This is a genomic window from Marivita sp. (assembly GCF_022763305.1).
GTDB lineage: Bacteria > Pseudomonadota > Alphaproteobacteria > Rhodobacterales > Rhodobacteraceae > Marivita.
In genome coordinates this window covers 13,741-39,603 of sequence record NZ_JALEGT010000072.1, presented here as the reverse complement: position 1 = coordinate 39,603, position 25,863 = coordinate 13,741, and the positions used below count along the sequence as shown (strand labels likewise).

The window sequence follows — 25,863 nt, the reverse complement described above, 5'->3', positions numbered from 1 at the left end:
AATCTCTTGAGAACAAAACAGGAACATGCAGAATGGCACCATGCAGAGTGCCGCCGATCTCCTGTCCCGCCGTCCCCATCGCCCCGCGCCGCAGATCACGCTGGGGGATCCCGAAATCGCGCTGCGGCTGGGTCGCGTACACGAACTTTGCGGTCAGGCGCGGCATACGCTTGCGTTGGCGATCGCAGGACAGTTGGGCGGACCCGTGGTCTGGATCGCGCCACAGGCGGCGCCCGAGTTTCTCTGCCCCGAGGCGATGGCCCGGCATGTGCAACCCGGCCACGTCCTGTTCGTCACACCCTCCAAACGGGACATGCTGCTTTGGGCCATGGAAGAGGCGCTGCGCGACGGTCATGCCCCAGTGGTGGTGGCCGATCTGACAGCGCCCCCCGCAATGGTTCCGATCCGCCGTCTGCATCTGGCGGCCGAGGCAGGCTGTGGCGTGGGAGCCTGCCGTCCCCTTGCGCTGCTTCTGACCCCGGGCCAGGGCGGAGCAGCGGGAATCGAAACGCGCTGGTCGCTGGAACCCGCCCATCACACCGGGACAGGCCACTGGACCCTGAGCCGCCTGCGCGCCCGCATGGCCCCGCCCCGCGACTGGCGGATGACATGGGGGGCGGCAGGGCTGGTGCCTGCGGCTCCGGAGCCTAACATTTCGGACGAAATGCCCGCACGCCCAAGGAATTTCGTGCGAAATTCCCTGGACCGCACTCGGGAAACGACACCCTAAGTCGAATATGGGCGACCTTCCCCGGCCTTGTCGGGTAGGCTGGCCGACATGCGCCTGCCTCTGTCCTTTGCTGCCCTGTTTCTTTCGGTCGCGCTTTTGCAGATCTCCTCCGGAGGTGTGGGACCGCTCGACGCCATCTCGGGCATCACTCTGGGTTTCACCACCGCCGAGATCGGGATGCTGGGATCAGCGCATTTTGTCGGGTTCTTCATCGGTTGCTGGTGGGCACCGCGCCTGATGGGCACTGTCGGCCATGCGCGGGCCTTTTCCGCCTTCACCGTTTTGGGCGCAATCGGTCTGATCAGCCACATGATGCTGGCAGACCCCATCGCCTGGGCGCTGATGCGGATCGCGACAGGGGTGTGCGTGGCCGGCTGCTATACGGTGATCGAAGCCTGGCTTCAGGCCGAAGTCACAAACGAGACCCGGGGACGGGCCATGGGCCTTTACCGGATCGCGGATATGGGCGCATCACTGGTCGCGCAATTGCTGATCGGGGTGCTGACGCCAGCCGCTTATGTCAGCTACAACCTGCTTGCGATCTTCTGCTGCGCCGCGCTGCTGCCACTCGCGCTGACCACCCGGCCCCAGCCGGAAACGCCAGATGCCCCACGACTGCGCCCCAAGATGGCGGTGGCGCGGTCGCCCCTTGCCGTTGCGGGCGTGATCGTCGCCGCGATCTCGTCGGCGTCGTTCCGCATGGTGGGCCCGGTCTACGGGCAGGGTGTTGGCCTCGCCCTCGATCAGATCGCACTTTTCATGGCGGCTTTCGTGGCAGGCGGGGCCTTGGCCCAATATCCCGTGGGTTGGCTCGCCGACAAATATGACCGGCGCTGGGTGCTGATCTGGCTCTCGGTTGCAGCCATTGCCTCGTGCGTGATGACGGCGAGCCTGACAGATCTGTCCACGGAAGGCGTGTTCATCACGGCCATGATCTTTGGCCTGACCACCTTTCCCATCTATTCCGTCGCCGCGGCCCATGCCCATGACTTCGCAAGCTCGAGCGAACGGGTCGAACTCTCGGCCGCTCTGATGTTCTGGTATGCCTGCGGCGCCATCGCGGCGCCCTATCTCGCGTCGGTGCTCATGGGGCTCTACGGCCCCCCGGCCCTTTTTGCGATGATTGCGGTCGGGCATGCGGGGCTGGTGGTCTTCGGCCTGATCCGCATGCGGGTCCGTCCGGCACAGCCGAAAACCCCCTATGTCTACGCTCCACGCACATCTTTCCTGATCGGACGGCTCCTCCGCACCAGCCGTGAAAAGGACTGATCCTCTGGCACTTGGACCGATGATCCGCTAAAGCGGCCCAAACCGCAGTTACAGCGTGGACGCACAGCATGGCACGGCATCTCATCACGTCGGCAATCCCCTATATCAACGGGATCAAGCACCTTGGAAACCTCGTGGGCAGCCAATTGCCCGCCGACCTTTACGCCCGCTACCTTCGGGCGCGCGGGCACGAGGTGATGTTCCTATGTGCCACCGACGAACACGGCACACCCGCCGAACTGGCGGCCGCGAAAGCAGGCAAGCCGGTGGCCGAGTATTGCGCCGAAATGCACGCCGTTCAGTCCGAGATCGCCCAGGGCTTCCGTCTGTCCTTTGACCATTTCGGGCGCTCGTCCAGCCCACAGAACCACAGGCTGACCCAGCATCTGGCAGGCCGTTTGGCCGAAGCGGGGCTGATCCGCGAAGTGAGCGAAAAACAGATGTACAGCCACGCGGACAAACGGTTCCTGCCGGACCGATACATCGAAGGCACCTGCCCGAACTGCGGCTATGACAAGGCGCGCGGCGACCAGTGCGAGAACTGCACCAAGCAGCTTGACCCGACCGACCTGATCGACCCGCGGTCGGCCATTTCTGGGTCGACCGATCTGGAGGTGCGCGAGACCAAGCATCTCTACCTGCGCCAGTCCGACATGCGCGGCAAGCTGCAGGACTGGATCGACAGCAAGACGGACTGGCCGGTGCTGACCACCTCCATCGCCAAGAAATGGCTGAACGACGGCGACGGGTTGCAGGACCGGGGCATCACCCGCGATCTGGACTGGGGCATCCCGGTCAGGAAAGGCGACCAAGATTGGCCAGGCATGGAAGGCAAGGTGTTCTACGTCTGGTTCGATGCGCCCATCGAATACATTGCCTGCGCCGGTGAATGGGCCGAGGCCAATGGCAAGACCGACGCCGATTGGGAACGCTGGTGGCGGACCGAAAAGGGTGCCGGTGATGTCCGCTACACGCAGTTCATGGGCAAGGACAACGTGCCCTTCCACACGCTCAGCTTCCCGGCAACGATCCTTGGTTCGGGCGAGGACTGGAAGCTGGTGGATTACATCAAGTCGTTCAACTACCTGAATTACGATGGCGGCCAGTTCAGTACCTCGCAGGGGCGAGGTGTGTTCATGGATCAGGCGCTTGAGATTCTGCCTGCCGACTATTGGCGCTGGTGGCTTTTGAGCCATGCGCCCGAAAGTTCGGACAGTGAATTCACCTGGGAGAATTTCCAAAGCTCGGTCAACAAGGATCTGGCCGACGTGCTTGGCAACTTCGCCAGCCGCGTCACCAAGTTCTGCCGCTCCAAGTTCAACGAAGAGGTGCCTGCCGCAGGCACACCCGGCGCGCGCGAAGACCAGTTGATCGCCGATCTGGAAAAGGGTCTGCGCGAATACGAGGCGCACATGGACGCCATCGAGGTGCGCAAATCCGCCGCCGCGCTGCGGGCGCTCTGGGTGCTGGGCAACGAATACCTTCAGGATGTCGCCCCTTGGACCACCTTCAAGGCGGACACGGATACCGCCGCCATGCAGATCCGCATCGCGCTGAACCTCATCCGGTTTTATGCGGTGCTGTCGAGCCCGTTCATCCCCGACGCCTCGGCGCAATTGCTGACCGCGATGCATTCCGAAGATGCGGACTGGCCGTCAGACGTGGCCTCGGCCATCACGGCCCTTCCGGCCGGTCACGCCTTCACCGTGCCGGACGTGACCTTCCGCAAGATCAGCGATGATGAACGTGCGGATTGGCAATCCCGCTTCGCCGGCGTGCGGACCTGAGTCCAACCCAATAGCGCGGCCCGGAGGCGTAGCAGCCTGCGCTTCCGGGACCATTTTCTGTAGCTTTGCACCCGCGCACGGATCATGTCGCGTTCCGTCAAGGGATGATTGTGGCAACCCCAGTCCTGCTGGATATCAGTCATCGGCTTTCACTCCTGTTACTCAGGAGCGAAATTAAGGCCTGATTTCTTGACTTGGGACCAACCAGAACCGCAACATGGGTTTCATGAATGAAAGCCCAGCCTCTCTTGACGACCTCGCGCTCTTCGCGGCGGTGGCACATCAGGCCTCTCTGAGCGCGGCGCAGCGCGCCACAGGAGTTTCGCTGCCCACGCTGTCGCGGCGTATGGCGGCCCTGGAGCGCGATCTTGGACGCACCCTTTTTCAGCGTGGACCCAAGGGCTATGCCTTGACGGCCGAGGGTCGTGCGCTTGCCGAGGAACTGGGCGGGCTTGCCGATACACGGCACCGTGTCGCGCGTTGGGCCGCATCACAGACAACAGCGCCACCGGTGCGCATCACAGCCGGGTTCTGGACCTCCCGCGCCATCGCGATTGGTCTTGCAGCAGACAGCGCCCGCCCATGGCAGCTGCGCTTCGTGCCTGCGAACACCGTCCTCGATATGGCCCGGCGCGAGGCGGATATCGGCATCCGCAACTCGCCGCCCGCTCATTCATGGCTTGCCCGCCAGCAACTGGCCGAAGTGCACTTCGCGATTTATGGCAAACAGGGCGTCGAAGGCTTCGTCGCGTCGAACGCGGATGTCCCATCGCAAAAATGGCTGCATGCCCACCATCATGCCGACATTCGCGCCTATGCCAGTGACCCGAGACTGTGCCTCGATCTGGCTGAAGCCGGACATGGCAAGATCGTTCTTCCGACGTTCATCGGTGACGCGCTGAACACGTTGTCATGCCAATCCGATCCGATCGAGGAACTACGTCATCAATCCTGGCTGGTGGCGCATCAGGATGCCCGGCATGATCCGCCGGTGCGTGCCGCGCTGGACGAGGTTGCGGCCATCCTGCGCGCGAATTGACGTCCGCAGCGCCTCTGCGAGGATCACAGCAGAGCTGTCGGAGCGAGAGGCATCATCCCCTCACTCCGACCTTATCGGATCAGGCCGCTTTGATCTCGACGAGTTCCACGTCGAAGGTCAGGTCCTGGCCCGCCAATGGATGGTTCGCATCGAGCGTCACTTCGGTGTCCGTCACCTGAGCGACCATGACCGGCACAACCTGACCGTTCGGCGTCTGCATCTGCAGCTGCGTGCCCGGCTCCAGCGGAATGTCGGCGGGGATTTCCGCGCGCGGCACGGCCTGCTGAGCGTTCGGGTCCCGCTGACCATAGGCCTGATCGGCAGGCACCTGCACGGTCTTGGTGTCACCCACGGACATGCCGGGGATCGCCTGATCGAGACCGGGAATGATCTGTCCGGCACCCACCGTGAACTCGAGCGGATCGCGGCCTGCGGAACTGTCGAATGTCGAACCGTCGGACAAGGTTCCGGTATAATGAATCGAAACGGTATCGCCCGTTTTTACCTGGGTCATGAGTACTCCGTATGTCGGGGGGGTTGATGTGGGAGGCCGCATGCCCTGCGGGTGCTCCAGCGTACTGGGCAAACTCTACCGTCTTTGGCGCAAAGGCGCAAACAGGGGCTTTCAGCCCGGTGAGGCTTCGGTGATCATCCCCATTGCAGCACCAGCGCTGTCCTTCAGAATGGCGATGCGGCCGATCCCTTCGACATCAAAAGGAGGCCGGATCACCTCACCGCCACAGGCACGGGTCTGTTCGACTGCATGATCGACATCATCGACTGCGAAATAAGTGAACCAATGGGGCGGGATGTCGGTCATGCCGGGCGTTCCGCTCATGTCCATGAGCCCGGCCACAGGTTTTCCGCCGACCATGGCCACAAAATAGGCGCTGCCATCATCCATGGTCATCGCATCATAGGACCAGCCGCAGGTTTCAGTGTAGAACGCCTTGGCCGCATCGATGTCTCTGGTCATCAATTCGCTCCACGCGACAGCGCCATGTGGGGTTTGCATCGCTCTGATCCTTAAATTCTTGAGTGAGTCGCTAGTGGAGCATATCACAAAAAGAACAAATTAAGAACATTTTGCTCCGGCGATGTTTGCCCGCCTTGCTGACTGAGCCTTCAGACGGGCAGCGCGGTGGTCTTGAACACCGTACGCAGTGCAAACGAGCTTTGCATCTGCGCCACGCCGGGCAACCGGGTGAGGTATTGCCGATGGATGCGGGCGAAGTCCTCGGTGTTTTCTGCCACGATCTTTAGGATGTAATCCGCCGTTCCCGCCATCAGGTGACATTCCAGAACATCCGGCACGCGCGCGACCGCCTTCTCGAAGGCCTCGAGCAACTCGTCGGCCTGACTGCTCAGCTTGATCTCGACAAAGACGGTTGTCGGAAGGCCCAGCTTGCGCGCATTCAGGAGCGCGACATAGTCCCGGATGTACCCATCCGCTTCGAGTCTCTGCACCCGGCGATGACAGGCCGAGGCCGACAGATTGACCGACTCGGCCAGTTCCGCGTTGGAGATGCGCCCTTTGCGCTGAAGCACGCGGAGAATCCGCCGATCCGTGTCATCCAGAGACATTGCGCCAGTTTCCTCCCGAAATTTGCCCCTTTCTTCGAAGGGTCTTCGCAAGATGGCCTGCCAGCCGCCAAAGATCCATACGAAATTGCGCAGGATCCGGGTCATCCTGTCATCAGACAGAGTCGGAGGCGACAGTCATGAAAATCGGATGCCCAACCGAAATCAAACCCCAGGAATTCCGCGTCGGCATCACTCCGAGCGCGGCACAGGAAGCCGTTGCACATGGCCACACCGTTCTGATCCAGAAAGGTGCCGGCATTGGCGCAGGCTTTGACGACGCGGCCTACACCGCCGCTGGTGCGCAGATCATCGACACCGCAGAAGAGGTGTTCGCGACCGCAGACATGATCGTCAAGGTCAAGGAACCGCAGGCGGTCGAGCGCAAGATGCTGCGCGAAGGCCAGTTGCTGTTCACCTATCTGCACCTTGCGCCGGACCCCGAACAGACCAAAGACCTGCTTGCCTCGGGCTGCACCGCCATCGCCTATGAAACCGTGACCGACCGCAATGGCGGCCTGCCCCTGCTGGCCCCGATGTCGGAAGTCGCCGGCAAGCTTGCGCCGCAAATGGGCGCGTGGACCTTGCAGAAGGCCAATGGCGGCCGTGGCGTACTGATGGGCGGCGTGCCCGGTGTTGGCCCGGCACAGGTCGTCGTCATCGGCGGCGGTGTCGTTGGCACCCATGCAGCCCGAGTGGCGGCTGGCATGGGCGCGGATGTGACGGTGCTTGACCGCTCCCTGCCCCGCATGCGCTATCTGGACGACGTGTTCGGGGGCACCTTCCGCACACGCTATGCCAGCCAGGCGAATATTGCCGAGATGATCACGACCGCCGACATGGTTGTCGGTGCCGTACTGATCCCCGGTGCCGCGGCCCCAAAACTGGTGAGCCGTGCAGACCTTGGCCTCATGAAGCCGGGTTCCGCGCTTGTGGACGTGGCCATCGACCAGGGCGGATGCTTCGAGACCTCGAAGGCCACCACGCATGAGAACCCGATCTACGAGGTCGATGGCATCATGCATTACTGCGTGGCCAACATGCCGGGCGCGGTTGCCCGCACGTCGACCATCGCGCTGGGCAATGCGACGATGCCGTTCATGCTGGCACTGGCGGACAAGGGCTGGCAGCAGGCCTGTGCAGACGATCCGCATCTGCTGGCCGGTCTCAACGTGCACGCAGGTCAGTTGACCTACGGCGCAGTGGGTCAGGCGCTTGGCCTCGATGTGACCGAGCCTCAGAAGCTGCTCAAGGCGGCGTAACACAAACATCCAGCGCCTCTCCGGCGAGGGCGCTGGCATGGGTCTGGTCGGGTCACGTCAATCGCGCGGTCCGACCAGACGATCTATCGGCGCATAGTCGTCTGTCAGATAGACGCCAGCTGCGGCAAGCTGATCCACAAAAGCCGGCCCCAGCGCCGCAAAGGTCGTTTGTTCCGGCGCCGGTGCCGTGAAGCTGTTGGTCGGTGTTTCGGTTCTCCCCGCCGCAATCACCATGACCACTCGCTCTCCTGGCACAGGCCGCCGCGCTTCAGCCCAGACTTCGACTACCGGGAACACGTCACGCAGGGTCCGCACAAGACTGCCCACCGCCTGCATCCGATCCGAATAGTCGATCACGTTCATCAGATAGGTGCCGTCAGACGTGAGGCGGTCGCGGATCAGTTGGAAGAATTCAGCCGTGACAAGGTGCTGCGGCACGGCTGTGTCGGTGAAGGCGTCCCCGATCACCACGTCATATCGATGATCTTCGGTCAGAAGCGCCCGTCGCGCGTCCATGTGAAGGACACGCAGCTGCGTTGGATCGAGCCAGAAGTCCCGTTGAGCCAGCTCAGTGACCGCCGGATCAATTTCGGCAACGGTGGTCTGCGTAAACCCGCGATGAGCGAAGGCCCGAGGCAGCGCGTAATTGCCGCCGCCGATATGGAACGTGGCGGGGTCCGCTGTCGGGGCGCGAAGGCGGGTCAAAGCGTCCAGCATCGCGGCATGATCGGTGAACATGACATCCGGCGCATCTTGGGCCGAAATCCCGTGGACGAGATGGTCGATCACCATGGCACGTGTCGGGTGTGACGGATCGGCCGAGACATCGACGGATTGCAGACAGAAATAGCGGCTCTCGATGGTGCATGGTCCCTTCGACAGCGCAGCGGTCAGCGCGAAGCCGACCAGCGCCACAAGACCGGCCGCGTGGACCATGCGCAAGCGCCGTCCAAGAGCAAAACACAGCCCGGCGCCGAGTGCATAAACCACGGTCACGGTCGCCAGGGTCCAGAGGCTGCCAAGCCACGAGATAAACACGAAGCCCGCAAGCAGCGTTCCCAGGATCGCCCCGATGGCACCGGATGCGAACATCGCCCCCAAGGCCTGCCCTTGCCGGGATGGCCCGGAAAGCGACACCTGCGTCAGCAAGGGCGCAGGGATGCCCGCGAACAGCGAAGGCAGAAAGAACGCCGCCAGCGTCAGCCCGGTGATCCCCCAGACCGGTTGCGGGAAGGCGGACAGCACCGTTTCAGCCGAAGCACGCAACGCAACACCCGCCAGCGCCGTCGTGACCGCCGCCGCAACCAGCGCCCAACCTGTGGCAACCATCGGGTTGATACCGGGGCGGTCTGCCAATCGACCACCCCACCAATGTCCGGCGGAAAAGCCCGCCAGCACAACGGCAATCACCGAAGTCCACGTGTAAAGGGACATCCCGACATAGGGTGCCAACATGCGCCCGGCGACGATTTCGACCACCATCGACGCAGCGGAGACGGTGGCCTGAAGGGCAACAAGCAGCCAGAGGGGGGCTGTGGGCATGGTGACTCCGCACGGTTCGTATCCGCGCATCTTGCGGAGCGCAGGGGCGAAAGCAAGCAGGCTTTGCGTCAGCCCAAGGCCAGGACCGGTCCATCCAGAAGGCTCATGAGATCGCCGAAATAGCCTCCGGAGCGAGCGGGTTGCGTCGGATCGGAGGTGATCGCCACCGCAAGGTTGCGCGACTTGTGCGCTGCGATGATCTGGCCGCCATAGCCGCGCGCCAGCGTGTAGCCCGACGGCGACAGGAACCAGCCGTAGCCGTAGGACAGGCCGGACCAAGGCAACCGGGCATAGGGTCGGGTGGACGCAGCCACCCAGCTTTCCGTGATCACCTGCGCAGCCTCGTATTGCCCACCGTCCCGCATCAGCATTGCAATTTTCAGCATGGCCGTCGGACGCAGCGCCATTTCGTTGCCGCCCATGTAGTAGCCCTGCGGGTCGCGGGTCCAAGGGGGGATTTCGATACTCAAGGGCCGTCCAATCCGCTCACGTGCCTGCGCCAAGAGGCTCTGCCCTGTGGCCTCGGTCAGGGCCGCGCCCAGGATATGGGTCGATCCGGTCGAATAGAGCATCTGTCCACCGGGTTCGGCCACCATTGGCCGTGACAGCGCATCGGCCAGCCAGTTGCGGGAACTGACCCATGCACCGTAGTTCCCGCCCGAGGTGCGCTCCAGACCGGCGCGCAGCGTGACAAGATCCTCAAGCGTGATGGCCTCTACCCCCGGCGTTGCGTTGGCAGGCAGGATGTTCGGCGCAACTTCGGAGAGCGGCGCTTGGACCGAACCCACCTCGCCACGGTCGATGGCCGCCCCCAGCAAGAGCGCCACGATGCTCTTGGAACAGGATTTGATATTCGCAAGCCGGTCAAGTCCGGGCCCGCGAGGCGCCTCGGCCAATAAGGTTTCGTCGCCCTTGCTGACCTGAATGGAATGCAGCTGCGGCAGGGCGTCAATCGCACTCCGCAGGTCGTCGGTCTGCGCCCGCGCAAGGTAGGGAGTGGACAGCGCGGCGGCTGTCGTTGTCAGGAATCTACGTCGGTGCATCATGCATTTGGGTGTAACGCCCCACGTCTGGGTGTCCAGAAGACCGCTGTCACGACTCCGTGCAGTGGGGCGGACTTAGCGGGCCCGCCCCATGCCGATATCACGACGTGTGATGCACCTCTTGCAGCGCGTAGACCGGGGTTGGAATGCCTTCCATCCGGGCTTTGATCTGCAGGGCGAGGAACTGTGAATAGTGGCGCGACTGATGCAGGTTGCCGCCGTGCATCCAAAGGTTCGGAACCTGCGTGGGTTTCCACATGTTGCGCTGTTCGCCTTCCCATGGGCCGGGATCCTTGGTGGTGTCCGACCCCAGGCCCCAGACCTTGCCGAGTTGGTCGGCTTTGTCCTGCCCCATCAGATCGGCCACCCAGCCGTTCATCGAGTTGTAACCCGTGGCATAGACGATCACATCCGCATCCAGATGGGTGCCATCGTCAAGGATCACGCCGGTCTCGTCGACTTCGACCACCTGTCCCCGCTTGAGCTTGATCTTTCCGTCGATGATCAACTGGCTGGCCCCGATGTCGATGTAATAGCCTGACCCGCGGCGCAGGTATTTCATGAAAAGACCGCTGTCGTCGTCGCCCCAGTCAAGCCAGAAGCCCGCTTTTTCCAGCCCCTCGTAAAAGTCCGCATCCCGCTTTTTCATTTCGGCATAGGCGGGGATCTGGAATTCATGCAGGATCGCGTAAGGCAACGAGGCAAAGATCAGGTCCGCCTTTTCCGTGGTCACGCCGTTTGCCACCGCTTCTTCAGAATAGAGCGCCCCAAGCCCCACCTCCATCAGCGTGTCCGAGCGCACGATATGGGTCGAGGACCGCTGCACCATCGTGACATCGACGTCGTTTTCCCAAAGGGCGGCACAAATGTCGTGCGCCGAATTGTTCGAACCGATGACCACCGCTTTCTTGCCCTTGTAGGCATCAGGGCCGGGGTGTTTGGACGAATGGTGCTGGTCGCCCTTGAATTTGTCCATGCCGGGGAAATCGGGCATCCGGGCCTTGCCGGACATGCCGGTTGCCATGACAAGTTGCTTGGGCCTAAGGACAACCTCTTGCCCGTCGCGGTCGACGACCACGGTCCATTCGCCGCTGGCTTCGTCAAAGCTGGCGGACTTGGCGGTGGTGCGGGTCCAGTAATTCAGCTCCATCACCTTGGTGTACATTTCCAGCCAGTCACCGATCTTGTCCTTGGGACTGAAGATGGGCCAGTTCTCGGGGAACTTGATGTAGGGCAGATGGTCGTACCAGACTGGGTCGTGCAGGCAGAGCGACTTGTAGCGGTTGCGCCAACTGTCGCCGGGGCGGTCGTTCTTTTCGACGATGATCGTCGGTACCCCAAGCTGGCGCAGCCGCGCGCCCAAGGCGATGCCGCCCTGTCCGCCGCCGATGATCACGCAATAGGGTTGGGTGGTGTAGCCCAGCTCGGCCTCTTCGCGCTGCCGCTCTTCAAGCCACGTGGTCCGGTTCTTGCCCGCGCCATGATTGGCGCCCAGAGGACGGGCAAATCCCTTGGGTTCTTCGTAACCCTTCAACTCGACCATTGTGGTCAACAGCGTCCAAATCTTTCCTTCGCGCAGCCGGATCAGACCATAGCCCCGTGCAACTTCGGTCTCGAAGGTGATCCAGGCGGTCACGATGCCACCATCCTCGGTCACCACTTCACCTTCGGCGATGGACCAGTTGTGTGGTTTGGTCGTGCCAAGCTGATGTTTCAGCATGTCCGCGACCTGATCCTTGCCTTCGACTGTCTTGATGTTCCAGGTGAAGGTGACGAGATCGCGCCAGTAGCAATCATCCGCGAACATCTCGCGCGCGCGGGCGATGTCGCCCTCTTCCAGCGCTTTCCCGAATTCATCAAGAAAGGCCTGCGTTGTATCGGACAGTGTCGAGTCGAGCATAAATTCCTCCCAGATTTTTGCTGTTCTGATCCGAAAGTGCCAAGAGCGCCCCCATGACGCTAGGGAAACTTTGGTAGCGTTATCAATTCGGCAAAATCCGGTATGCCATCCGGAGAATCAAAAAAGCCCCGCCAGTCCGGCAGGGCTTTCAAAGCTTATTATTGTGGGTCGCTTATGCGGCCAGCGCGCCTTTGGCCTGGGCGACGATTGCGCCGAAGGCTTCGGGCTCGTGCACGGCCAGATCGGCCAGCACTTTGCGGTCCACTTCGATGCCGGCTAGGTTCAGGCCGTTGATGAAGCGGGAATATGTCAGCGCTTCGTCATGCAGACGCACAGCCGCGTTGATCCGCTGGATCCACAGCGCACGGAAATTGCGCTTGCGGTTCTTGCGGTCGCGTGTGGCGTACTGGTTGGCCTTGTCGACGGCCTGACGTGCAACCTTGAAGGTGTTCTTGCGGCGGCCATAGTAACCTTTGGCGGCCTTGATGACCTTCTTGTGACGGGCGTGTGTGGTGGTTCCGCCTTTTACTCGGGACATGGTTCTTCCTCCTTAGCGCGCGTAGGGCATCATCGGCTTGATGATACCTTCATCAGGCTTGGACAGCGTGGTTGTTCCGCGCGCATCGCGGATGAACTTCTTGTGGCGCTTGATCATGCCATGGCGCTTGCCGGCCTGACCCGCCTTGATGCGGCCCGTGGCCGTCACCTTGAACCGCTTTTTGCAGCTCGACTTCGTCTTCATCTTCGGCATTTCCGTCTCCTGTACTTGGGTCGGTTTAACGCGCGACTCGGTATGCCAACTCGACCGGTCCCGCGGGTAGAGCGCGCCGTATAGGCGGGGTTTGAGGGCAATGCAACTGTTTCAAAGCAGGCTGTCGGGTATTTTCTGCTCAGCCGCCGTATTGGCGCGGCGGAACACCAATGTCACGCAGGTCGAAACGATCACGATGAAGAGCGAATAGAGCACCGGAACCGCCATGATCGCCTGCGCCTCGGCCCCCTCGAAGGTGAAGACGATGATGGCAATCGCCAGCGGCCCGTTCTGGATACCGGTCTCAAGCGCCACGGTCCGCGCATTCCGGGGATGCAGCCGCAGCGCGCGGGCGAACAGATAGCCGATGGTGATCCCGAACAGCCCCAGCCCAATCGAGGCAACATACGTGGCGGACGTCGTTTCCAGAAGGAACTGCCAGTTTCGCGGAATCCAGCTGACCATCAGGAAGATGATGAAGAAAAGCGCCAGCGCAGACCCGAAGAATTCCGTCACAGCGCCCACATTTGCGCTCAGTTTCCGCAGCACCATCCCGATGGCCACCGGAACCAGCAGCAGAACCAGCGTGACGATGATGTTCTCGCGCGGGATCTCGAGATCGAGCGCAGACGCGTAGAGCAGCAGCACCAGCGGAATCATCACGACCCCGGTCACGGTCGATGTCACCGTCATCAGAACCGACAGCGCCAGATTGCCCTTGGAGAAGTAGGTAAAGATGTTCGAGGTCGTCCCACCCGGCATACAGGCCATGATGAGAATGCCCAGCGCGATGGCTTCGGGAACGACCAGAAAGGTCGCCAGAAGAAACCCGATCAATGGCATAAACCCGTATTGCGAGATCACGCCGATGGCGAGGCCATAGGGCCGCCGCAGGGCCAGATAGAAATCGCGCGGCGTGAGGGATGCGCCCATGCCCAGCATGATGACGAAGATCATCAGCGCCAGCAGCGCCTGTTCGAAAGCTCCAACCATGCCGATTACTCCGCCGCGATGCGGGCCAGTTCCTCGGCGCGCAGGTCTTTTCTGAGGATTTTACCAACGTTCGATTTCGGCAACTCATCGCGGAATTCGACCCGCTTGGGCACCTTGTAGGCGGTCAGATGCGCCTTGCAGTGGGCGCGGATGTCAGCCTCGGACAACCCGCTGTCGCGTTTTACGACAAAAGCCTTCACCGCTTCGCCGGTGGCATCGTCTGGCACGCCGATCACCGCTGCCTCAAGGATGCCGGGATGTCCGGCAAGGCAGTCCTCGACCTCGTTCGGATAGACGTTGAAGCCGGAAACAACCACCATGTCCTTCTTGCGGTCGACAATACGGAAATACCCATCCGGGTCCATGACACCGATGTCGCCGGTCAGGAACCATCCATCACGTAGGGCATGTGCGGTTTCATCAGGCTTGTTCCAGTACCCGGCCATGATCTGCGGGCCTTTGGCCGCGATCTCGCCGGTTTCGCCCTGTGCCACGGGCTGGCCGCTCTCATCCAGACAGGCCACCATCGTGCCGGGCACCGGGATCCCGATGGAGCCATCCCGCGTTTTTCCCAAAGGATTGAACGTCAGAACCGGCGAGGTTTCGGTGAGACCGTAGCCCTGCAGGACAGGTTTTCCGGTGATCCCTTCCCATTTCTGTGCCACAGCGGCCTGAAGCGCCATGCCGCCGGCAGAGGAAAACTTGAGATACTTGGGCGGGCTGTCGGTGAACCAAACCTCGTTCGTCAGACCGTTGAACAACGTGTTCACCCCGCTCATCCAGGTGATCTTGTAGTTCTCGAACGCCCGCTTGAGGTTCGACAAGGGCCGGGGGTTCGGGATCAGGATGTTGCGCGCACCGAGCCAGTAGAACGCCAGCATGTTCACCGTGAAGGCGAAGATGTGATAGAGCGGCAGCGCAGTCAGGGCGGTTTCCCTGCCCTTCTCGACACCCTCCAGCATCTCCATCGTCTGTTCCATGTTCATGATGAGATTGGCATGGGTCAGCATCGCGCCCTTGGCCACGCCGGTCGTACCGCCGGTATACTGAAGGCAGGCCACGTCATGCGCATCGACGCTCTGAGAATAGACATCCGGCGCAATGCGTTCACGCTGCATGTGATCACGCCCAGCGGCCAACGCATCGGGCAGGCGGATATGGGCCACTTCGACCGGCTTGACGGACTTGTCCCAGTGCTTCTGCACCAGGCCGACAATCCCGCGTGGCAAGGAGGGCAGGAATTCGGCAACCCGCGTGACAATGATGTTTGGGATCGGATGTCCTTGGGTGGCTGCCGGGATCTTGTCGGCGAACATGTCCACGATGACCAGCGCATGCGGTTCCGCATCCGTGAACTGCTTGGCCATTTCCTCGGCCGTATAGAGCGGGTTCACGTTTACTAGGATACAGCCCGCCTTGAGGATGCCGAAGGCGGCAACCGGGAAGGAAAGGCAATTCGGCATCTGCAGCGCGACCCGGTCGCCCTGCCGAAGGCCGGCGACTTTGCGAAGGTAGACCGCGAAGGCATCGGACATCTCGTCCACCTGCTGAAAGCTCAGCGTGCCGTTCATGCCGTTCGGCAAACATGTCGTGAAAGCGGGCGCCTGCCCGTAACTTCCCGAGACCGAGCGGATCAGATCCGCAAGTGTCCGATACGACGCTGTATCGATGTCCTTCCGGACCGCCGGCCCGTAAAATGCCGTCCAAGGACGCATGTCCTCTGTCATCCCATCCTCCTCCCAAAACACCGCCCGGCCGCCTGTGCGGGCCGGGCGCTGCATGTCAGAGAATAGCTAAAGGCATATTCCTGATGGATCTACTGTGATCGAACGTCACAAAAACAAACGGGGTCTAGGTAAAGTCCTTCAGCACTCGGGCGACGACTGCGGGGATGTTCTCGATCGAATATCCCCCCGGTTTATTCGAGATGGCCCAGACGATCATCGTTCCCGCGATCATGAGCGTGATCGTGGCGATCCGGGGCCTGTCACCTTTGGATATGGAGGACACGACCGCGGGAATGGACAGAACCCCAAGCCCGAGGCCGATAACAAAAAGCGTGTCAGGATCCATTGCACCCTGCTCCCACTGGTTACACGTGGGACAGATTACTCCGGATCGGTGTTGTAGATCAAACGTTCGTCACAAGGCGCAACGCGCAGAATGTTCGTCGTGCCGGGCGTGTTGAAGGGCACACCGGCCGTCACGAGGATCTGATCCGCAGGCTCCGCATATCCGCCCGACCGCGCGGCACGGGCCGCGTTCACGACCGCTTGCTTGAAGCGCTCGAGTTCACCCGTGATGACACATTCCGTTCCCCAAGTCAGGGCAAGGCGGCGCGCGGTGCGTACGGAATTGGTCATGGCGATGATCGGTACACGCGGACGTTCCCGCGCCGTCAGAAGCGCGGTTGTTCCCGAAGATGTATAACAGCAGATCGCCTTGATATCCGTTGTCTCGGCAATCTCGCGGGCGGCGGCGACAATGCCGTCCGCCACGGTCGCGCGCTTCGCGGCACGCGACGCCTCGATGATCTCGGTATAGGTGGGATCGCTTTCCACCTCGACGGCGACGTTGTTCATCGTTGTCACAGCCTCGACCGGGTAATCCCCGGCCGCGGATTCGGCGGACAGCATGATTGCGTCTGACCCTTCGTAGATCGCCGTCGCCACGTCGGATACCTCGGCCCGGGTCGGCATGGGAGACTCGATCATCGATTCGAGCATCTGCGTCGCCACGATCACCGGCTTGGCAGCGGCACGGCAGCGACGGATCAGGCGCTTCTGAATCGGCGGCACGTTCTGAACGGGAAGTTCAACACCAAGATCGCCCCGTGCCACCATGATGCCGTCGGACACCTCGAGGATTTCGTCGAAAGCCTTGACGCCTGCGGGCTTCTCGATCTTCGACAGGATCGCCGCGCGGCCCTTGCACAACTCACGCGCCTCGATCACGTCCTGCGCGCGTTGCACGAAACTGAGCGCGAGCCAGTCGACACCCAGATCGGCCACGAATTCCAGATCGTCGCGATCCTTTTCGGACAGTGCCGCGAGCGGCAACACCACGTCCGGCACGTTCACGCCCTTGCGGTTGGAAATCGTACCGCCGGTGATGACCTTGCAATCCGCGAAATCAGCACCGCAGGCTTCGACCCGAAGGCGGATTTTGCCATCATTCACAAGCAGGTGCGCACCGGGTTCGAGCGCGGCAAAGATCTCCGGGTGGGGCAGCGTGACCCGCGAGGCGCTGCCCTCCTCGTCCGCGAGGTCGAGCCGGAAAGCGGCACCTTCGACAAGGTCTTCCTCGCCATTTGCAAAGACACCGACCCGCAGCTTCGGCCCCTGAAGATCGGCCAGAATGCCGATCGTGCTGTCGAGATCCTGTTCGACCTTTCGGATGGTAGCGTGGCGTTCGGCGATCTCGGCATGGCTGCCGTGGCTCATGTTCAGACGAAAGACATCTGCCCCGGCCTCGTGCAGGGCCCGGATCATCTCGTAGCTGCTTGACGCGGGGCCAAGGGTGGCCACGATTTTCACACTCCGCAAACGTCTCATCAGGAATTCCGTCCTTCACCTGTGTTCGGGGCGACGCCCCAGCTTGTCAGGGCACTCTGCCCTGCCCGGTCGCGGGCAGGCTGACATGGTCATGTTACCGCTAACTTCCGGTTCGGGTTATTGCCCATTTCCCTTTCCGGCGCAACTCAACTATCTGATGCGCGCAGGAGATCACAGACCTATGACATATGTACCATTCACCGTGCATGGAGAGAACCGGTCTTCGCGCTGGTTGATCACCTGTGACCATGCCACCAACACCGTGCCGCCCGATCTGGGCGGGACTCTCGGTCTGCCCGAGTCGGACATGACGCGGCACATCGCCTATGACCCCGGCGCAGCCGGCGTCACGCGCGCGCTTGCCGATGCTTTGGGCGGCACGGCGCTCCTGTCCAACTTCTCGCGCCTCGTGATTGACCCGAACCGGGGCGAGGATGATCCGACGCTGGTGATGCGGCTCTATGACGGATCGGTCATCCCGGGAAACCGCTGTGTCGATGCAGCCGAACGGGAACGTCGCATGACCGCCTACTACCGGCCTTACCACGATGCGCTGGCCGAGTTCGCGGCACGGCGCGACGACACGGTGATTGTGGCCGTCCATTCCTTCACCCGCCAACTCAAGGGGCGGCCCAGCCGCCCGTGGCATGTCGGCATCCTGCATGCCTACGACCGGCGCCTGTCGGACCCGTTCATTGCGGCGCTCGAGGCCGAACCCGACCTCGTCGTGGGGCGCAATGAGCCCTATCCTGGCCACCTGCCCGGCGATGCGATCGATAGACATGCCTTGCATCACGGCCGGTTGAACACACTTATCGAACTGCGCAACGACCTGATCGCCACCGACGCGACGCAGCTGGCCTGGGGCCAACGGCTGGCGCCGCTGCTGGCCAAAGCTCTGGCGCAGGTGACGGACTGACCCGAGGAGACCAATGATGGACGAACAAACCCAAATCGAGATCGAAGCCGCCGCATTCCGCCGCTTGCGGCAGCACCTCATCGAGGATCGCCCGGACGTTCAGAACATCGACATGATGAACCTGACGGGATTCTGCCGCAATTGCCTGAGCCGCTGGTATCAGGAAGCGGCCAACGCGCGCGGCATCGAGATGGACAAAGATGCGGGGCGCGAGGCGTTCTACGGGATGCCCATGTCGGAATGGAAAGCGCGTTACCAGACCGAGGCGTCAGACGCGCAAAAAGCGGCGTTCGACGTGGCGTTCAAGGAAAACGTGACCGACAAGCAAGGGTGATCCCCGCGGCGGGGCGATGCGACGACGCATCGCCCGTATTGGCCGACCAAAACGGCCTGTCCTAGCGGTTTGCCCCGGGAACCCAGAGCACATCCGCCTTACCATCATCATTGGCAATGCGGGCAGCCACAAAGAACCAATCGCTCAGCCGGTTGAGATACTTGACCGCATCCGGATTGGCGCTTTCCATCGTGGCCAGCTCCACCGTCAGCCGTTCAGCCCTTCGCGCCACGGTGCGGCACTGGTGCAGATGGGCCGACAGCGCTGATCCTCCGGGCAGAATGAAGCTGCGCAGCGGCGCCAACTTGCCATTCATCGCGTCGATTTCGGCCTCAAGCCGTTTTACCTGGGATGCAACGATGCGCAGCGGCGTGTATTCGGCCTCTACATCTTTTTCCATGTCCGGCCGGCACAGGTCCGCCCCGAGATCGAACAGGTCATTCTGGATGCGCGACAGGCTCTGGTCGATGTCGCCGTCGGCATGCAGCCGGGCAAGACCGACGATCGAGTTGAGTTCGTCCACGGTGCCATAGGCCGTCACCCGCATCGAATGCTTGGCGACCCGCGCCCCGTTGCCCAGCGCGGTTTCCCCGTCATCGCCTGTCTTCGTGTAGATCTTGTTCAGAACGACCATGCTTCACTCTCCTCGCAGCCAGACGAACAGCAGGATCAGCATGACAGCAACGAATTGTGCAATGATCCGCCAGCGCATCGCCTTGTTGGCGTATTTCTTGTTGAATTCCCCTCCCTTGGCGAAACTGCCGATGCCGAACAGAAGAACGGCGACCACGGCCAGACAGGCAATGGCCGCAATGATGAAGAGGGGATCTTGCAACATGGCAGGGTCTTTCCTTGGTGGGTGTTTCCGGGGATGTAGCCGTAGCGCGCCACAAGGCGAATGAAAAGTCAGCCTTTGGACAAAAGCCAGTCCAGCGCCCGCGTCGGCAACAGGCGGCGGGCGATGGCCATCGCGTGCGTGGGTGTCGTGACCCGGTAGCGTGCCTTGGGACGTGGGGCCGTAAGCGCTGCCAGAACCGCATCCGTCACGGCAGATGCCGGCCATTGCGCGCGGGAACTGCCCCCCTTCTTGAGCATGTCGAGAAGACTGGATTCGTACTGCGCCCGCCGTGGTGAGCTTTGCCAGTCCACCCATTTGTCGAACTGCTTGATCGCGTTTTTGCGGAAATCGGTTTCGATCGGGCCGGGTTCGATCAGCACGACATGAATGCCCGTGCCGGCCATCTCCATACGCAGGACGTCGGCATAGCCTTCCAGTGCGAACTTGGTCGCCACGTAGGGCCCCCGATACTTCATCCCGACAAGGCCCAGCACCGACGAATTGAAAAGGATACGCCCCCGACCGGCGCGGCGCATTGCCGGGATCACATGGCGGTTGAGATCGTGCCAGCCAAGAAAATTCGCCTCGAACTGCGCGCGCATACCTGCAGCAGGAATATCCTCGATTGGTCCGGGCAAGGCGTAAGCGCCGTTATGAAAGACCGCGTCCAGCGTGCCGCCGGTTTGCGTCAGCACATCTTCGGCGCAGCGAGCGATGCTGGCGGGGTCTTCGTAATCCAGTTGCGGCGCCAAGAACCCTTCGGCGGTGCGGGCTGCGCAATCGGCCTCTGCCCGACAGGAGGCGAAGACAGTCCACCCCCGCGCCTTCAACCGCCGCGCGGTGTCGAGCCCAATTCCGGACGAACATCCGGTGATGAGAACGGTCTTCGATGTCACGTCAATTGGCAGCCGTCACCAGCCAATCGGCGATCCAGCCTTCATCGCCTGTTGCCGTATCGCGCAGATGCAGCCAGCCATTGCCTTCATCGGCAAGGATTTCGACCATGTCATTGCGGTAGAGCTTGCCCACGACAGCATAATCGGTGCCCGGACCACCGCGCAGGTTCACCCGGTCTCCATCGACAAATCGCAGATCGGGCAGGATGTCCGGCAGTCCGGGTTCAGGCTCGGAGACGGTGGCAGCTTCGGTCGCGGCAGTCGCGGCAGTCGCGGCATCAGGGGTCGGGTCGCTGTCGAGGGAAGCAGGGGCCGCAGCCACGACAGGCTCGATCACCGCGCGCACGGGGGCGATATCCGTCAGGCTGGCCGATCCGGTATCGGCCCGTGCCACGAATTCAGGACGCGGTTTGGGGGCAGGTTCCGAAGGTCTGGGTTCCGCAAAGATGACAAGCGACTGCGTGCCCGGCTCAAAATCGGCGCCACCGGACAATTCATAGAATCCAAACCCCATGACCGCGAATGCGATCAAAATGTACTTGTTCATAACAACCCCCACGGAAGACTGTTCGCCCACCACTTCCAGAGGAATACCGCGATTCTCCGCTCCCTCCGAAGGGGAAAGAGAAAAAATATTCCCGCAATTGCTTTACGGCCTCAGAGGGGGTGAGTATCACATCATCTATGGCTGATGATGTCGACGACCCCAAGATGACCCCCCGCGACTTTGCGGAACCGCTCCGCCGAGCCATCGGGGAACGGTACCTGACCTATGCGCTGTCGACGATCATGCACCGGGCCCTGCCCGATGCCCGGGACGGGTTGAAGCCCGTTCACCGCCGCATCCTGTACGCAATGCGCGAACTGCGTCTGAGTTCCACGGGCGGCTTCCGAAAATCGGCCAAGATCAGCGGCGACGTGATGGGCAACTACCACCCGCATGGCGATGCCGCGATCTACGACGCGATGGCGCGCCTCGCGCAGGATTTCAACGTCCGCTACCCGCTGGTCGATGGTCAGGGCAATTTCGGCAATATCGACGGCGACAACCCGGCGGCTGCGCGTTACACCGAAGCGCGGTTGACCAGCGTGGCCGAAGCGCTGCTGGACGGTCTGAACGAGAACGCAGTCGACTTCCGCGCGAACTACGATGGCACGCTGGAAGAACCTGTTGTCCTCCCTGCGCAGTTTCCGAACCTGCTGGCCAATGGCGCATCCGGCATCGCGGTCGGCATGGCGACGAACATTCCGCCGCACAACATATCAGAACTGATCGACGCCTGTCTTCACCTGATCAAGGTGCCCGATGCGCGCGACGATACGCTGCTCAACTACGTGCCGGGCCCGGATTTCCCGACCGGCGGGGTGATCGTCGAGGATCGCGCGTCCATCGCGCAGGCGTATCGCACAGGCCGCGGATCAATCCGTTTGCGCTGCCGATGGGAGGTCGAGGATCTGGGGCGCGGGCAATGGCAGATTGTCGTCACCGAGATCCCCTACCAGGTGCAGAAATCCAAGCTTGTCGAACGGTTGGCCGAACTGATTCAGACCAAGAAGGTGCCGATCCTCGCAGACATCCGCGATGAATCGGCTGACGACATTCGCATGGTGCTGGAACCGCGCACCAAGAACGTGGACCCGGATGTTCTGATGAACATGCTGTTCCGCAACTCCGATCTGGAAACGCGGTTCAGCCTGAACATGAACGTGCTCATCGACGGGCTGACCCCCAAGGTTTGTTCGATGAAGGAGGTTCTGCGCGCCTTCCTCGACTTCCGGCGCGAGGTTCTGATCCGCCGCAGCCAGCATCGGATGGACAAGATCGACCACCGGCTCGAAGTGCTGGAAGGCCTGATCGTCGCCTTTCTCAACCTCGACCGCGTGATCGACATCATCCGCTATGACGACGATCCCAAGGCCGCCCTGATGCGCGAGGATTGGGGCAAGGACCATCCCCGCGCCATTAACGAGCGGGATTATGTCTCGCCGCCGATGGTGTCGGGCGATGACGAACTGGGCCTCACCGAGGTGCAGACCGAAGCGATCCTCAACATGCGTCTGCGGTCGTTGCGCAAGCTTGAAGAGATGGAGCTTGTGGCCGAACGCGACCGCCTGATGGAGGAACGCGCCGGTCTCGAAGACCTGCTCGAAAGCGGCGATCTGCAATGGGACGCGATTGCGGATCAGCTCCGCGAGACCAGGAAAACCTTTGGCAAGAATTACGCCGGTGGCGAACGCCGCACCACCTTTGCAGAGGCCGGCGAGGTCGAGGACGTCCCGATCGAAGCCATGATCGAGCGTGAACCGATCACCGTCGTCTGTTCGGAAATGGGCTGGATCCGCGCGATGACGGGTCATATCGACCTTAACCGCGAATTGAAGTTCAAGGACGGGGATGGGCCGCGCTTCATTTTCCACGCGGAAACGACGGACAAGCTGCTGGTTTTCGGCTCGAATGGCCGGTTCTACACCATTCCGGCGGCCAACCTGCCCGGCGGGCGCGGCATGGGCGAACCGCTGCGCCTCATGGTTGACCTGCCGAACGAGGCGGCAATCGTGTCGCTCTTCATCCATCAGCCCGAACGCAAGCTGCTTGTGGCTTCCAACGCCGGAGATGGATTCATTGTGCCCGAAACCGAAGTGGTCGCGCAGACGCGGGCAGGCAAGCAGGTGCTCAACGTCAAGGGCGACGTACGCGCGAAACTGTGCAAACCTGTGACCGGCGATGCCGTTGCGGTCGTGGGCGAAAACCGCAAGGTTCTGGTTTTTGCTCTTGAGGAATTGCCCGAAATGGGACGCGGCAAGGGCGTGCGGCTGCAGAAGTACAAGGACGGGGGCCTGTCGGATGCAACCACCTTCACCTTGGCAGAAGGCCTCACCTGGCGCGACCCGGCCGGACGCACCAGAACAGAAACCGACCTCGCCGAATGGACCGGAAAGCGCGCCGGCTCCGGACGCATGGCCCCGCGCGGCTTCCCCCGAGACAACACCTTCACCTGACACGGACTCCCTGCGCACCGAGGTTGTCGGCACGCGGGGCACCCTGTTCTGGCTGGCCCTGAAAACCGGCCTGCTGACTGTGCTCACGCTGGGCTTTTACCGCTTCTGGATGCGCACACGCCTGCGCCGCTGGTACTGGTCGTCGATCCGCCCCGGTGGCCACCCTCTGGAATATGTGGGAGACCCGGTGGAAAAGCTGCTCGGGTTTCTGTTCGCCGTAGTGGTCTTGGCCTTTTACATTGGCATCGTGAACCTGATCCTCATGTTCGCGAGCTTTTCTTTGTTTCAAGACAACTTCGCGGCCTATGCGGTCAGCCTTGTTGGCGTCATTCCGCTCTGGTTCTTCGCCCAATACCGGGCCCGTCGCTATATTTTGGCCCGCACTCGCTGGCGTGGCCTGCGGTTTGGCCTCGAACCCGGAGCCTGGGGCTATGCCTGGCGCGCGGTTCTGCATTGGATCGTCACGATCCTGAGCCTTGGTCTGCTGCTGCCGCGCATGACCTTCTGGCTCGAAAAATACAAGACCGACCGCACCTTCTACGGCACGGCGCGGATGGATCAGGGCGGCACATGGACGATGCTCTATCCGTCGATGAAACCAATGTTCGTCGCGCTTGCGATGGCGATCACGGGTGGTCTGGCTCTTCTGTTTGAAAACATCCCGCTGGGTGTGGGCATTTTCTTTCTGGCCGGGTTGGCCGGATTTTACGGGCTTTTCCACTTTCGGGTCGACAGCCTGCGTCGCCTAACCGAAACCAAGACGATCGATGGCGTCCGCTTCACCCTGGCGCCCAGTGGCTTCCGGGTGATGATGATCTATGTGCTGGGAACACTCCTTGCCGCCGCAGCGGTGTTCCTGCCCTTCATGGTTCTCGGCATACTTCTCTTGTTGATCCAGTCCGCAGACATGCTGGCCGAAATGGGTCTTGACGACATGGTCGCGCCGATTGCCGGAATGGGCCGCTATGCCATCATCGTGCTGAGCGTCATGATCTATTTCACGATCTTCCTGTTGTGGTCCGCGTTGACCAATGTCTTCATCACCCTTCCCGTCATCCGGCACTATTTCTCGACCCTGACCCTGTCGCCCGACGCGACCGTGTCCGCCATCCGCCAGCGCCCGCGCGATGAATTTGCAGAAGCAGAAGGCTTTGCCGACGCGCTCGACGTGGGAGCTTCGCTATGACCGTGCTGCGAGTGGGTCGAGTGCCCGAAGCCTTCCGCGCCACTGGCATCTATTTCGACGGGGCACTGTCCGCACCACGGACAGTGTCGCTGAGCATCGACGAATCCGCGGGGACGCTGGTTGCCGACACCGGCGCGCATCCTCCAATCCACTGGCGCCTGTCAGAGATCCGCGAAGTGCCGGATCAGGCCGGGCGCGACCAGATGGTGCTGCAACTGTCCCAGGATCCGGTTCGGCGCATCATCCTGCCCGATCACACTCTGGCCCCACGTCTGCCCAACCGCCATAAACGCCCAAAGCTCACACGGCGTGGCCCTCTGATCGGCTGGGCGATTGCGGCTGTCGCCTCCGTTGCGCTCATCATCTTCGTGCTTGTGCCGACGATGGCGAACCAGCTCGCGCGCTTCATTCCCCCCGAAGGCGAGCGGGCGCTGGGCGAAGTGACGCTGACCCAAATCCGGACCGCCCTGGACCAGACCGGACTGAACCCGGTGCCCGTCTGCGACAATCCCGAAGGGTTGGCCGCCCTCGCGAAAATGGAAGCGCGTCTGCAAGACGCGTTGCCCGAGGAACAGCCGCTGACCGTCTCGGTGTTGGATCACGAGATGATCAATGCCTTTGCCCTGCCCGGCAATTATATCGTGTTTTTCCGTGGTCTGATCGAAAAAGCGCAAACTCCGGACGAGGTTGCCGCCGTCTTTGCCCACGAAATCGGCCATGTCGTCAGTCGCGACCCCACGCGCCACGCCCTTCGTTCGGCAGGATCCCTAGGTGTGCTGGGCCTGATCTTCGGCGATTTCGCAGGTGGTGCTGCGGTGCTGCTTCTGGCCGAACGCCTGATCGAGGCCCAATACAGCCAGGAGGCCGAGGCAGAGGCGGATGTCTTTGCCCATGCCGTTATCATCCAAGCCCGGATTGCCCCCGCAGCCTTGGCCACGATGTTCGAACGGTTCCGGGACCTCGGCGGCGAGGCGGGCCCGTTTGTGGCGCATTTCCTGAGCCACCCTGCATTGGGCGACCGGATTCAAGCGGCGCGCGATGCTACCCCTCCCGGCTTTGAGGCGGTGCCGCTTCTGACCGCACAGGAATGGCGCGCGCTTCGGAACATCTGCAACTGAAGCTGCCAAAGGCAGCCGGAGCAGTCTTTATCCCGGAAACGCGACGTCCGATGGCGCTAACGTGACGATTTTGCCCTGTTTCCCCCGGTTCGGGTTGGGTATCCCTTGCCCGGAACGAAAT

The 25,863-nt window shown here is 61.9% G+C and carries 26 protein-coding genes; 10 read left to right on the top strand and 16 right to left on the bottom strand.

What is annotated here, in order from left to right; genetic code table 11:
* The first annotated feature begins 25 nt into the window (after positions 1 to 25).
* The 4 genes from MRY75_RS14275 (at position 26) to MRY75_RS14260 (ending at position 4,825) form a co-directional block, all read left to right on the top strand.
* Positions 26 to 730 (top strand): hypothetical protein, encoded by a 705-nt coding sequence (locus tag MRY75_RS14275; protein WP_292308674.1) that lies wholly within the window; start codon positions 26 to 28, stop codon positions 728 to 730.
* A 48-nt stretch (positions 731 to 778) separates the two neighbouring features.
* Positions 779 to 1,999: an MFS transporter gene (locus MRY75_RS14270; protein WP_292308673.1), complete on the top strand. Its 1,221-nt coding sequence runs from the start codon at positions 779 to 781 to the stop codon at positions 1,997 to 1,999.
* A gap of 68 nt (positions 2,000 to 2,067) precedes the next feature.
* Positions 2,068 to 3,786, top strand: a complete 1,719-nt coding sequence (gene metG / locus MRY75_RS14265) for a methionine--tRNA ligase (RefSeq protein WP_292308672.1) — start codon at positions 2,068 to 2,070, stop codon at positions 3,784 to 3,786.
* Positions 3,787 to 4,012: 226 nt separating this feature from the next.
* A complete protein-coding gene (locus MRY75_RS14260; protein ID WP_292308671.1) occupies positions 4,013 to 4,825 on the top strand; it encodes a LysR family transcriptional regulator in 813 nt (270 codons plus the stop codon).
* A gap of 79 nt (positions 4,826 to 4,904) precedes the next feature.
* Here MRY75_RS14260 and MRY75_RS14255 read toward each other — a convergent pair whose 3' ends face one another.
* The 3 genes from MRY75_RS14255 to MRY75_RS14245 all read right to left on the bottom strand — a co-directional run bounded on the left by MRY75_RS14255 (position 4,905) and on the right by MRY75_RS14245 (position 6,409).
* Positions 4,905 to 5,339, bottom strand: a complete 435-nt coding sequence (locus MRY75_RS14255; RefSeq protein WP_292308670.1) for a peptidylprolyl isomerase — start codon at positions 5,337 to 5,339, stop codon at positions 4,905 to 4,907.
* A gap of 111 nt (positions 5,340 to 5,450) precedes the next feature.
* Positions 5,451 to 5,801, bottom strand: a complete 351-nt coding sequence (locus tag MRY75_RS14250; RefSeq protein WP_292308669.1) for a VOC family protein — start codon at positions 5,799 to 5,801, stop codon at positions 5,451 to 5,453.
* A gap of 149 nt (positions 5,802 to 5,950) precedes the next feature.
* On the bottom strand, positions 5,951 to 6,409 hold the full coding sequence (locus tag MRY75_RS14245; protein WP_292265489.1) for an Lrp/AsnC family transcriptional regulator: 459 nt from the start codon (positions 6,407 to 6,409) through the stop codon (positions 5,951 to 5,953).
* Positions 6,410 to 6,546: 137 nt separating this feature from the next.
* Between MRY75_RS14245 and ald the strand changes: the two genes are divergently transcribed.
* On the top strand, positions 6,547 to 7,668 hold the full coding sequence (ald, locus tag MRY75_RS14240) for an alanine dehydrogenase (protein WP_292308668.1): 1,122 nt from the start codon (positions 6,547 to 6,549) through the stop codon (positions 7,666 to 7,668).
* 57 nt (positions 7,669 to 7,725) lie between these two features.
* On the opposite strand, the gene MRY75_RS14235 is transcribed toward ald, so the two are convergent.
* From MRY75_RS14235 to pyk, 9 genes are all read right to left on the bottom strand, one after another.
* A complete protein-coding gene (locus MRY75_RS14235) occupies positions 7,726 to 9,210 on the bottom strand; it encodes a fused MFS/spermidine synthase (protein ID WP_292308667.1) in 1,485 nt (494 codons plus the stop codon).
* Positions 9,211 to 9,278: 68 nt separating this feature from the next.
* Positions 9,279 to 10,256 (bottom strand): serine hydrolase, encoded by a 978-nt coding sequence (locus tag MRY75_RS14230; RefSeq protein WP_292308666.1) that lies wholly within the window; start codon positions 10,254 to 10,256, stop codon positions 9,279 to 9,281.
* A 97-nt stretch (positions 10,257 to 10,353) separates the two neighbouring features.
* Entirely contained in the window at positions 10,354 to 12,153 is a 1,800-nt protein-coding gene (locus MRY75_RS14225) for an NAD(P)/FAD-dependent oxidoreductase (RefSeq protein ID WP_292308665.1), read from the bottom strand.
* Between the two features lie 172 nt (positions 12,154 to 12,325).
* Positions 12,326 to 12,691: a 50S ribosomal protein L20 gene (gene rplT / locus MRY75_RS14220; RefSeq protein WP_085641005.1), complete on the bottom strand. Its 366-nt coding sequence runs from the start codon at positions 12,689 to 12,691 to the stop codon at positions 12,326 to 12,328.
* A gap of 12 nt (positions 12,692 to 12,703) precedes the next feature.
* Positions 12,704 to 12,904, bottom strand: a complete 201-nt coding sequence (rpmI, locus tag MRY75_RS14215) for a 50S ribosomal protein L35 (protein ID WP_292308664.1) — start codon at positions 12,902 to 12,904, stop codon at positions 12,704 to 12,706.
* Between the two features lie 111 nt (positions 12,905 to 13,015).
* On the bottom strand, positions 13,016 to 13,897 hold the full coding sequence (locus tag MRY75_RS14210) for a bile acid:sodium symporter (protein ID WP_292308663.1): 882 nt from the start codon (positions 13,895 to 13,897) through the stop codon (positions 13,016 to 13,018).
* A gap of 5 nt (positions 13,898 to 13,902) precedes the next feature.
* Complete coding sequence (locus MRY75_RS14205) at positions 13,903 to 15,624, bottom strand: AMP-binding protein (RefSeq protein WP_292308662.1); 1,722 nt, start codon at positions 15,622 to 15,624, stop codon at positions 13,903 to 13,905.
* Between the two features lie 124 nt (positions 15,625 to 15,748).
* Entirely contained in the window at positions 15,749 to 15,970 is a 222-nt protein-coding gene (locus MRY75_RS14200; protein WP_292308661.1) for a hypothetical protein, read from the bottom strand.
* A 35-nt stretch (positions 15,971 to 16,005) separates the two neighbouring features.
* On the bottom strand, positions 16,006 to 17,451 hold the full coding sequence (pyk, locus tag MRY75_RS14195) for a pyruvate kinase (protein ID WP_292308660.1): 1,446 nt from the start codon (positions 17,449 to 17,451) through the stop codon (positions 16,006 to 16,008).
* Between the two features lie 181 nt (positions 17,452 to 17,632).
* On the opposite strand from pyk, the gene MRY75_RS14190 reads away from it, so the two are divergent.
* Positions 17,633 to 18,370, top strand: a complete 738-nt coding sequence (locus tag MRY75_RS14190) for an N-formylglutamate amidohydrolase (RefSeq protein ID WP_292308659.1) — start codon at positions 17,633 to 17,635, stop codon at positions 18,368 to 18,370.
* A 16-nt stretch (positions 18,371 to 18,386) separates the two neighbouring features.
* Positions 18,387 to 18,704, top strand: a complete 318-nt coding sequence (locus MRY75_RS14185) for a DUF1244 domain-containing protein (RefSeq protein WP_292308658.1) — start codon at positions 18,387 to 18,389, stop codon at positions 18,702 to 18,704.
* Between the two features lie 61 nt (positions 18,705 to 18,765).
* Here MRY75_RS14185 and MRY75_RS14180 read toward each other — a convergent pair whose 3' ends face one another.
* The 4 genes from MRY75_RS14180 to MRY75_RS14165 all read right to left on the bottom strand — a co-directional run bounded on the left by MRY75_RS14180 (position 18,766) and on the right by MRY75_RS14165 (position 20,985).
* Positions 18,766 to 19,338, bottom strand: coding sequence for a cob(I)yrinic acid a,c-diamide adenosyltransferase (locus MRY75_RS14180; RefSeq protein WP_292308657.1), 573 nt, complete (start codon positions 19,336 to 19,338; stop codon positions 18,766 to 18,768).
* 3 nt (positions 19,339 to 19,341) lie between these two features.
* On the bottom strand, positions 19,342 to 19,542 hold the full coding sequence (locus MRY75_RS14175; RefSeq protein ID WP_292308656.1) for a twin transmembrane helix small protein: 201 nt from the start codon (positions 19,540 to 19,542) through the stop codon (positions 19,342 to 19,344).
* A gap of 68 nt (positions 19,543 to 19,610) precedes the next feature.
* Positions 19,611 to 20,438 carry an SDR family NAD(P)-dependent oxidoreductase gene (locus tag MRY75_RS14170; protein ID WP_292308655.1) on the bottom strand — a complete coding sequence of 276 codons (828 nt, stop codon included), beginning with the start codon at positions 20,436 to 20,438 and terminating at the stop codon, positions 19,611 to 19,613.
* Position 20,439: 1 nt separating this feature from the next.
* Complete coding sequence (locus MRY75_RS14165) at positions 20,440 to 20,985, bottom strand: SH3 domain-containing protein (RefSeq protein WP_292308654.1); 546 nt, start codon at positions 20,983 to 20,985, stop codon at positions 20,440 to 20,442.
* 137 nt (positions 20,986 to 21,122) lie between these two features.
* Between MRY75_RS14165 and MRY75_RS14160 the strand changes: the two genes are divergently transcribed.
* From MRY75_RS14160 to MRY75_RS14150, 3 genes are read left to right on the top strand one after another with little or no spacing between them, the layout of a single operon-like run.
* Positions 21,123 to 23,438, top strand: a complete 2,316-nt coding sequence (locus MRY75_RS14160; RefSeq protein ID WP_292308653.1) for a DNA topoisomerase IV subunit A — start codon at positions 21,123 to 21,125, stop codon at positions 23,436 to 23,438.
* Between the two features lie 10 nt (positions 23,439 to 23,448).
* Positions 23,449 to 24,624: a DUF898 family protein gene (locus MRY75_RS14155; RefSeq protein WP_292308699.1), complete on the top strand. Its 1,176-nt coding sequence runs from the start codon at positions 23,449 to 23,451 to the stop codon at positions 24,622 to 24,624.
* A complete protein-coding gene (locus MRY75_RS14150) occupies positions 24,621 to 25,742 on the top strand; it encodes a M48 family metallopeptidase (protein WP_292308652.1) in 1,122 nt (373 codons plus the stop codon). The genes MRY75_RS14155 and MRY75_RS14150 overlap by 4 nt, the downstream gene beginning before the upstream one ends.
* Positions 25,743 to 25,863: the final 121 nt, after the last annotated feature.

Coding starts and splice junctions, on each gene's coding strand:
- pyk (WP_292308660.1), bottom strand. CDS start 17,451: ATGAGACGTTTGCGGAGTGTGAAAATCGTGGCCACCCTTGGCCCCGCG.
- MRY75_RS14255 (WP_292308670.1), bottom strand. CDS start 5,339: ATGACCCAGGTAAAAACGGGCGATACCGTTTCGATTCATTATACCGGA.
- metG (WP_292308672.1), top strand. CDS start 2,068: ATGGCACGGCATCTCATCACGTCGGCAATCCCCTATATCAACGGGATC.
- MRY75_RS14200 (WP_292308661.1), bottom strand. CDS start 15,970: ATGGATCCTGACACGCTTTTTGTTATCGGCCTCGGGCTTGGGGTTCTG.
- MRY75_RS14185 (WP_292308658.1), top strand. CDS start 18,387: ATGGACGAACAAACCCAAATCGAGATCGAAGCCGCCGCATTCCGCCGC.
- MRY75_RS14270 (WP_292308673.1), top strand. CDS start 779: ATGCGCCTGCCTCTGTCCTTTGCTGCCCTGTTTCTTTCGGTCGCGCTT.
- MRY75_RS14160 (WP_292308653.1), top strand. CDS start 21,123: ATGGCTGATGATGTCGACGACCCCAAGATGACCCCCCGCGACTTTGCG.
- MRY75_RS14245 (WP_292265489.1), bottom strand. CDS start 6,409: ATGTCTCTGGATGACACGGATCGGCGGATTCTCCGCGTGCTTCAGCGC.
- MRY75_RS14235 (WP_292308667.1), bottom strand. CDS start 9,210: ATGCCCACAGCCCCCCTCTGGCTGCTTGTTGCCCTTCAGGCCACCGTC.
- MRY75_RS14230 (WP_292308666.1), bottom strand. CDS start 10,256: ATGATGCACCGACGTAGATTCCTGACAACGACAGCCGCCGCGCTGTCC.
- MRY75_RS14150 (WP_292308652.1), top strand. CDS start 24,621: ATGACCGTGCTGCGAGTGGGTCGAGTGCCCGAAGCCTTCCGCGCCACT.
- MRY75_RS14260 (WP_292308671.1), top strand. CDS start 4,013: ATGAATGAAAGCCCAGCCTCTCTTGACGACCTCGCGCTCTTCGCGGCG.
- MRY75_RS14250 (WP_292308669.1), bottom strand. CDS start 5,801: ATGACCAGAGACATCGATGCGGCCAAGGCGTTCTACACTGAAACCTGC.
- MRY75_RS14190 (WP_292308659.1), top strand. CDS start 17,633: ATGACATATGTACCATTCACCGTGCATGGAGAGAACCGGTCTTCGCGC.
- MRY75_RS14210 (WP_292308663.1), bottom strand. CDS start 13,897: ATGGTTGGAGCTTTCGAACAGGCGCTGCTGGCGCTGATGATCTTCGTC.
- MRY75_RS14225 (WP_292308665.1), bottom strand. CDS start 12,153: ATGCTCGACTCGACACTGTCCGATACAACGCAGGCCTTTCTTGATGAA.
- MRY75_RS14275 (WP_292308674.1), top strand. CDS start 26: ATGCAGAATGGCACCATGCAGAGTGCCGCCGATCTCCTGTCCCGCCGT.
- rplT (WP_085641005.1), bottom strand. CDS start 12,691: ATGTCCCGAGTAAAAGGCGGAACCACCACACACGCCCGTCACAAGAAG.
- ald (WP_292308668.1), top strand. CDS start 6,547: ATGAAAATCGGATGCCCAACCGAAATCAAACCCCAGGAATTCCGCGTC.
- MRY75_RS14180 (WP_292308657.1), bottom strand. CDS start 19,338: ATGGTCGTTCTGAACAAGATCTACACGAAGACAGGCGATGACGGGGAA.
- MRY75_RS14205 (WP_292308662.1), bottom strand. CDS start 15,624: ATGACAGAGGACATGCGTCCTTGGACGGCATTTTACGGGCCGGCGGTC.
- MRY75_RS14175 (WP_292308656.1), bottom strand. CDS start 19,542: ATGTTGCAAGATCCCCTCTTCATCATTGCGGCCATTGCCTGTCTGGCC.
- MRY75_RS14165 (WP_292308654.1), bottom strand. CDS start 20,985: ATGAACAAGTACATTTTGATCGCATTCGCGGTCATGGGGTTTGGATTC.
- rpmI (WP_292308664.1), bottom strand. CDS start 12,904: ATGCCGAAGATGAAGACGAAGTCGAGCTGCAAAAAGCGGTTCAAGGTG.